Origin of the sequence: Clostridium sp. ATCC 25772 (genome assembly GCF_001573875.1) — a bacterium.
Classification (GTDB): Bacteria; Bacillota; Clostridia; order Clostridiales; family Clostridiaceae; genus Clostridium_J; species Clostridium_J senegalense.
Map to the genome: position 1 here is coordinate 16,852 of NZ_LFRG01000042.1, position 14,893 is coordinate 31,744.

5 protein-coding genes are annotated in these 14,893 nt (G+C 27.0%); all 5 read right to left on the bottom strand.

Annotated elements, in window-relative coordinates; genetic code table 11:
* Positions 1-5: 5 nt before the first annotated feature.
* A complete protein-coding gene (locus tag AZI32_RS13620) occupies positions 6-7,928 on the bottom strand; it encodes a non-ribosomal peptide synthetase (protein ID WP_157450923.1) in 7,923 nt (2,640 codons plus the stop codon).
* A 146-nt stretch (positions 7,929-8,074) separates the two neighbouring features.
* On the bottom strand, positions 8,075-9,664 hold the full coding sequence (locus tag AZI32_RS13625; protein ID WP_061996352.1) for an AMP-binding protein: 1,590 nt from the start codon (positions 9,662-9,664) through the stop codon (positions 8,075-8,077).
* 45 nt (positions 9,665-9,709) lie between these two features.
* Positions 9,710-11,446: an ABC transporter ATP-binding protein gene (locus tag AZI32_RS13630; RefSeq protein WP_061996353.1), complete on the bottom strand. Its 1,737-nt coding sequence runs from the start codon at positions 11,444-11,446 to the stop codon at positions 9,710-9,712.
* On the bottom strand, positions 11,446-13,257 hold the full coding sequence (locus AZI32_RS13635) for an ABC transporter ATP-binding protein (RefSeq protein ID WP_061996354.1): 1,812 nt from the start codon (positions 13,255-13,257) through the stop codon (positions 11,446-11,448). The genes AZI32_RS13630 and AZI32_RS13635 overlap by 1 nt, the downstream gene beginning before the upstream one ends.
* A gap of 35 nt (positions 13,258-13,292) precedes the next feature.
* Entirely contained in the window at positions 13,293-14,717 is a 1,425-nt protein-coding gene (locus AZI32_RS13640; RefSeq protein WP_061996355.1) for an ABC transporter ATP-binding protein, read from the bottom strand.
* Between the last annotated feature and the right edge of the window lie 176 nt (positions 14,718-14,893).

The window sequence follows — 14,893 nt, forward strand, 5'->3', positions numbered from 1 at the left end:
ACATCCTATATTTCACCTTCTACAAAGGTTTCAGTTAAATTTGTTTCTATTGATTTATTTTCTATAAGTTTTTCTAAATCGTATATATTAGATGCTTCAAAGAAACTTTTTAAAGATAACTTAATATTATATTTATCCTTTAATATATTTACACACTGAATTGCTTGTAATGAATCTCCTCCTAGTTTAAAAAAGTTATCTTCTACACTAATTTCATTATTATGAAGTATATCTTTCCATGAATCAGCTATTTTAATTTGAATGTCTGTAAAAGGTACAACATTAGATTTTTTATAATTTTTATCATAATTTTGACTGAATCCTTCTAATGTTTTTCTATCTACCTTTCCATTTTTTGAAAGAGGTATTTCATCTAATAAAAAGTATTTTTTAGGCAACATATAATTTGGTAATTTTTCTTTCATGAAATTAGAAAGTGCATCTGATTTAAACTTTTTAACAGTTTTAGGACCTTCTGCAATAATTAAGTTTTGTCCAAAAATTTTAGAAATTTTATTATATAATGAAGAAAAATCTATATTTGAAAACCCTTGTGATTTTAATATATCTATCCATTGCTTATTAGATAATAATGGAAGCTTGTTTTCTTTTCTTATATCTTCTATATTAGAAAACCCATTTTCTAAAAGAGCTACTGTATTTAATTGAATTTTTCTATTTTCAGTAGCTTCTACAATGAGTAATATACCTCCAGGTGCTAGCATATCTTTTAAAAATCTTAAAGTTTTCACAATATTTTTTGAGCGATGTATAGAATTATTAGCAACTATAATATTGTATTTATGATATTCATAACCTTGATTTAAAGGAGATTTATTAACATTTAATAGTTTAAAATCTATTATTTTGGACCCTTTATGCTCATTTTTTACTTTTTCTAAAAAATAAGATGATTCATCTGTGTATATATACTCACAGTTTTCCTTAGGCAAACACTCTTTTATTAATGATAGAATATTACCCATTCTTCCACCTATTTCTAAAACATTTATTTTATTATTGTATGAGTTTATAAAAGTTTTTAGAGCTTTACATAACAACCCCTTATAATAGTCTCCTCCTATATTATATTTTTCTAATTTATTAGGAGTTAAACATAAACTATTGTCAATAACTACTTCACGTGAATCTTTTTCACCTTTTAATATAGAAATATTAGTATTTATATCTTTGTGCATTTTCATATCTACTAAAACTATTTTTTCTTTTAAATCTGGGTATGAATTTAACTGATTAATCATCTCAGTATTTTTCTTGTAATCTCCTATAGGATATAAATTAAAATATTTTCCTTTGCAGTCTTTTTGTAGAATGCCTTCTTTAACAAAAGTGTCTAACCAATGAGTTATTAATGTTTTAAAGCGGTTATCCACTTTATATTTTTTAATTATATCTTCTATGGTGTATTCCCCTTTAGCATCACAGCTAAAAATACCTATATTGCTAAAAGTATCACACATGGCCTTAATACTAATATGATCTAGACAATTATTAAATAATACTATTTTACTTAAATTTACATCATTTGATAGGTTATTCATTGCCTCTTCTATAGACATTTTTATATGCTGTAAGCATTTATCACTATGCTTTTTATCAGATTCTACATTTTCAAAACAAATTGATAACTCTTTATTTTTAGGAACTATATAACTTATTAAATTACGTTCTTCATTATTCTTTTCATCTACAATAACTACAGCATCCTTTATATCTTTGTTAAGTTTTATTGTACTTTCAATTTCACCAAGTTCAATTCTATATCCATTTAATTTTATTTGAGAATCCTCTCTACCAAGGAACTCTATATTTCCATCTGGCCAATATCTTCCTAAATCGCCGGTATAATATGTCTTCTCTCCAGTTTTAGGATATAATATAAATCTTTCTGATGTTTTCTTTTCATTTTTCCAATAACCCTTAGCAACGCCAATACCACCAATATACAGCCTACCAGGAACCCAGTTTGGACATTCTTCCATTAATTCATTTAATATATAATAATGTTGATTAACCATTGGTTTACCGTAAGGAATACTCTTCCAATTTGCATTTATTTTATCAATTTTATATATATTAGACCAAATCGATGCCTCAGTAGCTCCACCAAGTCCAATAACTTCAGTATTTTTAAAATGAAATTTTATTTTATCCGACAATTCAAGTGGAATCCAATCCCCACTTAATAGAACTAATCTAAGTGACTGTGGTAAATCTCTTGTTTCATTACTTAAATATTCCATAAACATTTGCATAAACATCGGTACTGTATTCCAAATTGTAATATTATATTTTTCTAATAACTCTAGCCAATGAGAAGGATCTTTAATAGAATCACTATCTGGAAATACTATTGTGGCCCCAGCAGCAAGTGTTCCAAAAATATCATACACAGATAAATCAAAATTTAAGTTAGAAAGTGCTATTACACTATCTTCTGGTCCTACTAAAAAGCTTTTATTAATATCAAGAATAGTATTTACAGCACCAATATGGTCTATCATTACACCTTTAGGAACCCCTGTAGAACCTGATGTGTAAATAACATATGCTAAATCCTTAGGATTTACAATTACATCCTGTGATATATGACTACTTTCTTTATTAGCAATATTATTTATTTCTAACAATTCAAATTTTGTTGGTAAAATTAATTTATCTTTTATACTGCCTTGAGTTAAAACAAACTTTATCTCTCCCTCATTTAGTAACATTTCAAGTCTATCTTTAGGATTATTAGGATCAATTGGCAAATATGCCGCTCCTGCTTTTATTATTCCCAAAACAGCTACAACTTGTTCCCATCCCTTTTCCATAATAACTGCTACTAAATTGTTAGGTTTTACTCCTTTGTCTATTAAAACATTACTAACATTAGTAACCTTCTTTAACAATTCTTTATAAGTCAATTTATAATTTGTTGATGATATTGCAATGTTATTAGGATATTGTAAAGCTTTCTTTTCAAATAAACTATTAAGTGTTTCATAACATATTGGTCTTTTAGTGCTATTTGCCTCTATTCTTTTTTCAATATTAGGAATAGAGATAATATTTCTAGACTTTTTCTTCCATACTTTTATATCATTTATAACTTTATCAATAGTTTTAGAATAAGCTTCAAACATGTCATCTGTTAATCCCTCTGGGAACAGTTCTTTTACTACGTCCCAAGTTAATATAAGCTCTTTATTTTCTTCTATAACTTGATTATCTATCCAAACTTGAGGTGTTTGTGAAATACTATATATTCTTTTTCCTAATAAAGATCTACTAATTTCTTTAGAATTTTTGTTTTCATATCCTATTGCACTTGTAAATACCACTGGCATAACCATACCTTGATTCTTACCATTAATCTTTGCAAGTTCTCTTTGCACATCAACGCCACTTACATATGAGTGATCTATATCTTGCCATAATTTTTGTTGTATATTTTTACACCTTTCAATAAAGGTATCTTTTAAAGAATTGTCTATAGCAAGTAATGTTAACGATGTGAAATCTCCTACAATTTCATTTATTTTGGGATGTATTGGCATTCTATTAAATCTTGTTAAGTTGATAGTAAACTTTTGATGTCTACTCCATGCTCCTATAACCTCTACATATATTGCAAGTAACACTGCTGATGGTGTTAATCCAAACTCTGTAATATCTTTTTTAAATTTAGTCCAATTATTTTTGTCTATTATTTTCTCATAATGTGTAAATTGATGATTGTCTAATTGGTCTGGATTCTTAGCTAACGGTAGCTCTGGAGCCATTGGTAAATCTTTTATCTTATTAAACCAATACTCTTTATCTCGTTTATATAATTCACTATTTTTTATTTTTTCAGTAGCTAGTACATAATCTCTAAAAGAAAAGTCTAATTTTGATAAAGGTTTCTCTGGGTTAAAATAAACATCAGCCATTTCATTTAAAATATGAAATATGCTCCAACCATCAAAAATTATATTATCAAAACTAAAATGAAGCCTTACTTTTCCTTTATCAAAACAGGATGCTCGTACATCAAATAATGGCCATTTGTCTGTTATAAATTTTTGATGAGACATTTCTATACGGACATCTTTTAATGTCTTTTCTGCATCTATAAGGCTTTTTGAATTTAAATCATAGACTTTTATCTTATAGCTTGGAACGTCTTTATATATTTGCTGATTTTCCCCATCAGGAAGTATTATTGCTCTCATCATATCATGACGTTTTATGATTTTTTCCCAAATATTATTTATCCTAGATACATCTAAGTTTTCACCTTCAAATTCAAAGTAATAATGAGTTGCAACCTTTCCTAAAGAATATGCTCCACTTCTTCCTATCCAATATGCCTTTTGTATATCTGTTAATGGAAATGGTTTATATAAATTTTTTAAATCTTGATTTACTTTTGGTAATTGAACATCTTTTTTTATAATTTCATTGCTATTCTTTAATAAGCTATCAATACAATCTACTTCATCAATAAACACAGGATTTTTAAATATCATCTCTAAAGATAAATTAACACCAAACTCCTTTTGTATTTTTGTGCTCAATTTTGTTGCCATTAATGAATCGCCACCTAAAATGAAATAATTATCATTTATATTTATTTCATTTATATTAAGAATTTCACACCAAATTTTAGATAATAACAATTCTGTTTTTGTTTTTGGTTTCATAAAATGCTTCTCTGATTTTTCATTTTTTTCAACACTAGGTAATGGCAATAATTTTCTATCTAATTTTCCATTAATATTAAGTGGTAGCTCTTTTAATAATACAAATCTAGTAGGAATCATATAATCTGGTAATATGTCATGTAAAAAAATCTTTATATTTTCTTCAATACTATTAAAATCATCTGCATTATAATCTTCATATTTATTTTTAGATATTACATATCCAACTAAATGCTTATTTTTATATGAATCATCTATTGTAATAACTACAGCATCTTGCACATTAGGATATTTTTTTATTGCAGTTTCTATGTCCCCAAGTTCAATACGATGTCCTCTAACTTTGACTTGAAAATCTTTTCTACCTAGGAACTCAATATTCCCATCACTCCAATATCTACCTATATCTCCTGTTAAATACCATCTATTATTATTCCACTCTACAAAACGCTCTTTTGTAAGTTCGTCATCACCTGCATATCCCCTAGCAACTCCAACTCCACCAATCCATAATTCTCCTGAAACCCAATTAGGACAATCTCTTCCTTTTCTATCTACAACTCTATAAATTTGATTAGTTAAGGGTTGTCCATAAGGAATTGATTTCCACTTAGAATCTAGTGGCAAAGTTACATTAAAATAATTTGACCAAATAGATGCCTCTGTAGCTCCACCCATAGCTACCATTTGTGCATTTTCTGATATATTATATAATCTTGAAGGTAAGTCAAGTCCAATCCAATCTCCAGATAGCATAGCTACTCTTATTGATGGCATTTTTACTTTTTTACTTTCAGCCATTAATAAGAACATATCTAATAATATTGGCACTGAATTCCATATGGTAACATCATATTTTTGTACTATTTCTACCCAACTTGCAGCATCTCTATAATTATCTTCTGTAATAGTAACTACTGTTCCACCAATAGATAATATGCCGAATATATCATACACTGATAAATCAAAATCTAAGGATGAAAGAGCTAACACTATATCTTCATTGCAAACATTATAACGTTTATTAATATCAATTATTGTATTTACTGCTGCGCAATGTGAAATTTCAACACCTTTAGGTTCTCCAGTAGATCCAGATGTGAAAATTATATATGCTAAACTATCTGAAGAAACTTTTTTAAATTCTATAAATAACTCCATTTCTTTAGAATTTTCAATTTTTAAAATTTTATTAGTTGTTGGCCATTTTATATTTTCATATAACTCTTCATTAGTAATGGTAAAACTTATATTAGCTTTTTTATAAATTGCATTTCTACGTAAATATGGTTGTTTTTCACTAATAGGCACATAACATGCACCTACAGCTAATATACCTAAAACTGCTTTTATTTGATCTATTCCTCTTGGCAAAGTTACTGCAACTAAATCTTTATTACTAATTCCATTTTTCTCAAGCATTGTAGCTATTTTCAATGCATCTTTTGCTAATTCTTCATATGAAACTTTAATTCCCAATACTCCGTCTATAACTGCTATTTTATTAGGGGTTTTTTTTGCAATTTCGAAAAACGACGTATGTAAACATTTTTTATATTTAAATGAAAGTTTATCATTTTCTACGTCATAACTCTTTAATTCTCTAATACTATAAAGACTTTCAGGAACTTCACTCCAACTTTCTTCATTAACTATCCAATTAATTAATTCTTTAAATTTATTAAACATATCATCAATTAAACCTTCTGGGAAAAGTTTATCTACACTATCCCATGCAAGTAATAACCCATTATTAATCTCATAAACTTGAAAATCTAGCCACACTTGAGGTGTTTGAGAAATCATATATGAAAGCTTTCCTAAAACTTTTTCAAATTTTTCACTAATAAGTGGAGTCCCATAATTACATGAAAATACTACTGGCGCAAAACTTCCTTCTCCAGGATATAATCTTCCCATATCTCTTAATATGTCTATTCCTGAATATGATGAATACTCTACAGTTTTATGAAAATTTTTCTGAATATCTTTTATCCTTTGCAAAAATGGCTTTATATTATTACAATCTATTGGTAATAATAATACATTTGTAAAATCTGCTATAACATCTTCTATTCCTTGTTCGCTAGTTTCACGGTCAAACAACGGCATATTTATTAAAAATTTAGAATTTTCACTCCATTTGTCTAATATTTCTGAATATGCTGCTAACAATACCATAGCTGGTGTAACCTGATTTGCTGCTGCTTTGCTTTTAAGTGATTCCCACTGAGAATTATTTAAAAAGTATTTTCTTCTTTTAAATACAGGTTTTATTATATTTTCTGGTATTTCTTCTAACGGTATTGTAGGTCCTTTAGGTAAGATATTTAAATTATTCTCCCAATAATTTTTAGCTTTTTTCTTTTCTTCTAATAACCTTTGTTGATTTCTTTTTAAGTACTTTCCAAAACTCCAATCAATCGGTGCAGAAAGCTCTTTCACTCCGTCATAAATTAATGCTAAATCTCTAAAAATTACTTGAAGACTTTGCATATCTGCAACTAATAAATCTATGTCAAAATGTATCCTTGTTTTATTATCTGGTAATAAGCTAACTTCTAATCCACAAACTTGTCCATTTTTAACATCCAACACTCTATGAGATAACTTTTCCCTAATATTTTCTAAATATTTTTCTATATTTTCTAAAGATTCATCTTTGAAATTATTAATTACTATTTCTTTTGAATATGGATTTTTTAATATTTCTTGTTCTCCATTTTCTAAAAATCTTGCCCTAAGCATAGGATGATGGTATAACAATCTAATCCATGCTTTCTGTAGTTTATCTGGCATAATATCATTACAATCTATTTCAAAATAAGCATGACATCCAACTCCACCAAGCGGTTGACTTTCATTTCTTCCTACCCAATATGCATACTGCACATCAGTTAATGGAAATGATTTTATAAACTCTAAATTATCTTCATCTATATTGGATTTTTTATCTTCATTAATATTTTTACATTCTACTTTCATTTGCTCTTTTATTAGTCCCCACCACTGATTCAAATATGGCGATGAAATAAGTTTTGAAAATGTAATATCTATTCCTTCACGACGCCATTGATTTACTAATCTCATTATTTGAAGTGAATTTAATCCTAACTCAAGTAAATTACGATTATCTTCTATATCACCTTTTATTGATAATATATTTTTAATTTTATCTTTCATATCTTCATAGTTAAATAATATTTGTTTGTTATTTATTTTATCCAGTTTAATCACTCCCTTATAAAATAATTTATACTAAATTGATAACTATATAATATATCTTTTATCAATAATAATTATCAATTGATAATGCAATAGCATTATACCTCTTTATATATTTATTTTTCTTATAAATTCATTAAATTAATCTATAAATTAATCTATTTTAAAATCCATTTTTTAAGCTCTTTTTTATTAATTTTTCCAACCCCTGTAAGTGGAAAATAGTCTACAAATTCCATTTGATCTGGTATTTTATTTGAAGCAACTCCCATATCTATAAAAAATTTTGTAATATCAGCCTTTTTTAAATTTACATTATCTGAAATTATAAATGCACAACTTCGTTCACCTAACACTTCATCTTCAATAGCTATTACAGCAGAACTTTTAATATTATTATGTTTACATAATAAATTTTCTATCTCAGAGGGCATTATTTTTTCTCCTGCTCTATTAATTTGTTCTTTAAGACGTCCTACTATTTGTATTTTATTATTAAATACTATTCTTGCCTTATCTCCAGTGCGATAAAAACCATCCTCAGTAAAATAATTATCCTTACTTACGTCTTTTTCATAATAACTTTTTATAGTGTATGGTCCTTTTACTAAAAGTTCGCCATACTCTCCATTTGATATAATATTGCTATTTTCATCAATAATTTTTATTTCATCAAATCTAGAAATAGGCTTACCTTGACTATTATATAAAACGTTATAATCATCATCTAAATCTGTAAAACATATAACTCCTTCTGAAGTTCCATACACTTGCTGAAGATTACACTGCATATTCTTTACTATCTCTTTTGCAGTATTACTACTTAACATAGCTCCTCCCACTTGTAGAACTTTTAAACTTGATATATCATGCTTTTTGTCCCACTCTAAAACTTCCAGCCATAAATTTATTAAAGATGGTACTAATGATGTTATTGTTACTTTTTCATTTTCAATTATTGGAAAAACCTCTTCACAACTTCCTGATTCACACATTACAACTTTTCCACCTAATATTAATGTTCCAATAACTCCAGGCATACTTAGTGCAAATTTATGTGCTATTGGCAAAATAGCTAAATATGTGCTTTTTTCATTTACTTTAGAATTTATTGCACATTCCTTTGCATAATAAGCACAAGCATTATGTGTTATTGGAATTATTTTAGGAAGACTGGTTGTTCCACCAGATAAAATTAAAAAAGCAGTATCATTATATAATGGCTTTTCATATTTTACATTTGATTCTTTAAAATCTTTTATACATGGATTTTCATCATCTTTGTCCACGTTTATTATCCAATTTATACTTTTATGTTTTTTCTTTAGATTAATTGCCATGTTTTTATAATTGAATCCTAAATAACTGTCATTAATAACCATTGCACTAGGTTTAGTTTTTTTAATAATTTCATCAATTTCATTTTCTCTATAACTAGGCAAAACAAAAATTGGTAAAGCACCTATTTTAAACAGTGCAAACGAAACTATAACAAAATCTATGCAATTAGGAAGTTGAATTAATACTTTATCACCATTTTTTATTCCAAGTCTCAAAAATCCTCCTGAAACCCTACTTGTCTCTTTATAAAGTTCTATATAAGTTAATTTTCTACTTTTCTCTACAAGTGCAATTTTACTTTTGTACTTTTTTATAGCCAATTCTAGATGGTCATAAAGTGTTAGTTGTTCTAAAAAAATTTGTTTAATATCCCCTCTTTTTTCACATAATCCGTAACTTTTAATCATATTTTATCCTCCTGAAAAATGATATATATTTTTTATAAGGATTTATTATGAAGTTATTTTCCATCCTCTTGTTTTCATTTGTAAATTCCATAATTTAAAATAAAGACCATGTTTTTTTATAAGATATTCATGGTTACCTTCTTCAACTATTTCTCCATTATCTATAACAATGATTTTATCTGCATTAACTACAGTTCTTAACTTATGAGCAATCATAATTATAGTTCTATTTTTTATCAATTCATTAATAGCCCTTTGAACATCTAATTCATTCTCTGGATCAAGGGATGATGTTGCCTCATCAAGTAAAACTAGTGGTGCATCCTTTAAAATAGCGCGTGCTATTGAAATACGTTGTTTTTCTCCACCTGACAAAGTAGAGCCCCCTTCTCCAACTATAGTATTATATCCCTTTGGAAGTTTAACTATAAAATCATGGCAACAAGCTTTTTTTGCTGCCTTTTCTATTTCTTGCTGTGTTGCATTATTTTTTCCGTAACGAATATTATTTCCTATTGTGTCTTCAAATAAATATACATCTTGAAATACCATGGAAATTTTATTCATTAACTTTTCCGGATTTATTTCACATAAATTTTTATTTCCAAAAGTAATCATTCCATCATTAGGGTCATAAAATCTTGCTATAAGTCTAAGCATTGTACTTTTTCCACTTCCAGATGGACCAACTATAGCAGTTAATTCTCCTTCTTTTATTTCAGTATTAATATTATTTAAAACCATATTTTTTTTATAACCAAATGTAACATTGTTAAATTTTATATTGTGTTTATTATTAGGACTACCTTCTCCTGTCATCTTAGGCTGATTTAGCAAATGAATAATACGTTCACCTGCAATCATGTCATATTTAAGCTCTGGAAGTTTTGTAATAACAGCTGACAATGGATCAAAAATACGAGTTCCTATCAATAAGAACAAAGCAAAAATTGGTATAGTTAAGCTTTTATTTAAAATTAAATAAACACCTGAAATTGTAATAAAAGATAAACCAGATTTAATAAAGGACACTGCTACTAAGAAAAATGGGCCTACTAGTCCTTCTTGTTTAATACTCATTTTCATAAAATTATAAAAAGCTTGATTTAATTTCGAAAAATTTTTACCGGTTAAATTATAAGCTTTAATAACTTTTATTCCAGCAAGATACTCTTCAATACAATTTGATTGTTCAAGCTTTGCCATAGAATGTTTTGTTGCTAAGTTACGTTGAAAGTTTGAAATAGCTACTATTATAAGAATTGATATTGGAAATCCTAAAAACATTGATAAAGATAATCTCCAATCAACAAATGCCATTCCAACTAAAGCAATTATTGGTACAATTATGCCACCTATAAGTTGTGGCAATATATCACTTGATGCTTCCTCTATTAAAGTAATATCATTCATTATCATACTTCCTAACTCTGCTGAATCTTTACTCATTAAAAATCCAAGAGGAAGTCTTCTTAAATGCTCAGCAATTTTTATACGTCCTTGTGTTGAAGTCTCATATGCAGAACTTACAATAGCTCTATATGACTTTCTTTTACAGAGAAATATAATAAGAAAGAATATTATCATTATAGAAAAGGCTATCCAAAGTATATTAAAATTCAATTCTTGTCTTTCCTTAGCATGATACTCATATATTATGTTTATAATTATTGTTATACAAGCAAAAGGAATCATATTGATTATTTCAGTAGCTACTTCCCACAAAACAGGTTTAATCATATTCTTAGGATTTCCTGCAGTAATGGTATATAAAAGTTTCATTACTCTTTTTTTACCTCCTTAATAAACCTACTATCAACTTTCCAATTTAAAGATGCATTATACGCTTCCCACATTTTCTTATATAAACCATTATTAGCTATAAGACTATTATGAGTCCCTAGCTCTGATATTTCCCCATTTTCTATAACAATTATTTTATTTGCATCTACAATTGTAGTTAATCTATGAGCTATAACTAATACAGTTTTATTTTTTATAAGTTTTTGCAAAGCTAATTGCATTTCATATTCATTTTCCGGGTCTGCAAATGCTGTTGCTTCATCTAATATTAAAATTGGTGCATTTTTTAATATAGCTCTTGCTACAGATATTCTTTGTTTTTCCCCACCTGATAAATACGTACCTTTATTTCCTACATAAGTGTCATATCCATTAGGAAGAGCTTTTATAAATTCATGGCATCTTGCAGCTTTTGCAGCATCAATAACCTCCTTTTTTTGTGCATTTGGACTACCAATTAAAATGTTATTAAAAATTGTATCTGTTAATAAAAAATTTTCTTGAAAAACAAAAGATATAATATCCATAAGTTTTTTATTTTCAATACTTTTTATATCTATATCTCCAATAGTTATGCTTCCATTATTCACATCCCAAAATCTAGGTATTAATTGAGCTATAGTAGATTTTCCTGATCCTGATGGACCTACTAAAGCAGTAATTTCTCCTTGACATGCAGTAAATTTAATTTTTTTTAAAACCTCTTGTCCATCTTTATTATATGCAAATGACACATCATTAAATTTTATATCAAATTCAGATGGTATTTTAACATCTTCTGAAATTTTAATAGGTTCTTCTTCCATAATCCTATCTATTCTATTTAATCCCTCTGATATTCTATTTACTGTTGTAGCTAATGCATTTAATTTTAAAATTGGTGAAGAAATACCCATTGATAGAATAAGAAAGAAAATAAATGTTATTGATAATGCTAAATTACTTGGTTCTTTACTTATAAATAACAATCCAACTGGAACTATAAATGTAAATAAAGACGCAATAATTGTATTAAATAAAACATAACTTTTCTCATAATTTTTTGCATATTGTATACTAAAATTACGATATGCAATCATATCATTATAAAATTCACGAAAGGAGTGAATAGTTTGTCCAAATATTTTTATAGATGGCATCCCTCTAACGTACTGTATAGCTGATGTATTAATGTTTTCTAATGCATCAAAATATTCTTTTAATCCAGCTTTTGCTTTCTCCCCACATAACATAGAGTATTGCAAAGAATATCCCACAACTATTGGTATGATAGAAGCTAATCCATACCAAAAATTTAAATATAACATAGATATAAAAATTATTATAATCATTACAACAGTACTAACTAAATCTGGAAGTTGATGTGCAATAAAAAGTTCTATTTTTTCCACATCATATTCTATTACACTTTTTATTTTCCCAATAGAATTTTTATTAAAATATCCCATTGGAAGTTTACCCATATGTTCTGAAAGTTTTATTCTTATTTTATATATAATGTTATAAGCAACTATATGAGCTATCATTGCACCTACATACAATAAAATGTATCCTATAATCATTGCTATGTTGCCATAAATTGCCCAATTCATCAAACTACTTCCATTTATATTTGATATACTAGAAGCGTTTTTTAAAAGTTCTTCCATAATTTTATACACCATTAAATATGGAAATAATAGAAAAAAGGCGCTTATAATTGATACCACTCCAGATATAATAAGAAACTTCTTTTTTTCACTGGCAATTTCAAAGAGTCTTGCTAATCCTTCTTTTTTTTTAGCCTCCAATTTTTTTACTTCCTTTCTAAAACAATAAATGAGTTTTATTTTACTAAAAATTCTTTTACTTTTCTGCCATTTTCCAACTTTAAACCTTTATTACAAGTTATTTCAAAAAGTTCTTTATCATGTGTAACAATAAATATAATATGATTTTCTTTGCTAAGTTTTTTTATAATATTACTTACCTTATACATATGTATATAATCTAGTCCACTTGTAGGTTCATCAAATATTAGTATTCTTTTATTAGCTAATGCTCCAACTGCTATTGCAAGTCTTTGTTTTTGACCTCCTGACAATGACATTGGATGTTTACCCTTAAATTTATCAAGATTAAATTCCTCTAATATAGATAATATTTTTTCTTTTGGTATATTTTCATTTGTTAAAGTAAATTCTTCAATTACACTTTCGGCAAAAAGCTGATGGGTTACATCTTGCATAATCATATAGTGATAATCTAGTCTTTGCTTATAATTTAATTTTTCTCCATCAATAAATACATTTCCACTTTTTTCTTTTATAAGCCCTGCCAAACATCTCATTAAAGTTGTCTTACCTGCACCATTTTCTCCAAGAATACCTATAATATCTCCTGCAGATGCAGAAAATGATATATCTTTAAAAACTTCTTTTTTCCCATAATTACATGAAAGATTTTCTATAACAAGTTCTGCTTCATGTGATTTTTTATCTTCTACAATATGGAATTTTTCTTCAATTTCAGGTATCTTTAATGTTCGTAATCCCATATTTCTACGAGTGCTATCTTCTAAATTTAAAAATTCTTCTCTTGTTAGTTGACTTTTTATCTCTCCATCATCTATAAACACAATTTTGTCAATAATATCAGCTAGATAATAAATTCTATGCTCAGTTATTAATATTGTTTTTCCTTGGTTTTTAATTTTTATAAGTAATTCTTTTAATAACTTTATTTTATTAGCATCTAAATTAGCAGATGGTTCATCTAGAACATATATATCTGGATTCATTGCATGAACAGAAGAAAATGCGAGTATTTGTTTTTCACCTCCAGACATTTTAAAAATATTTCTTTTTAAAAGTTTTTTTATATTAAGTTCTTTAACTACCTTATTAATTCTATCTCGCATATATTTAGGCTCCAACCCTTGATTTTCAAGTCCAAAAGCAAGTTCACTATCAGAATCAATATTAAAGAATTGTGATTTAGGATTTTGAAATACTGAACCAATTTTTAAAGACAATTTATACATTTCTGTCTCTTTTACATTCATATTATTAACATGAACATTTCCTTTTAAATCTCCATTTATAAAATGTGGTATTAATCCATTTACAAGTTTTGTTACTGTGGTTTTACCACATCCACTTTTACCACATAATAAAACACATTCTCCATGATTAATTTTTATATCTATATTCTTTATATTGTGATTTTTCTCTGTTGGATAAGCAAAGAATACATTATCAATATTTATCACATTTTTACCTCCAATATTAATTTTATAAGAATGGAAAGCTGAAAGTATTAGATTAAAATAATATACTCTTAATTATGAAATTAATTTTTTCAGCTAACCACTATAGGGTTCCAAGTTCAGAATTAAAATTATACTAGGTAATTTTTAGCATAAGCTAACGAAAAAAGTTTATTTTT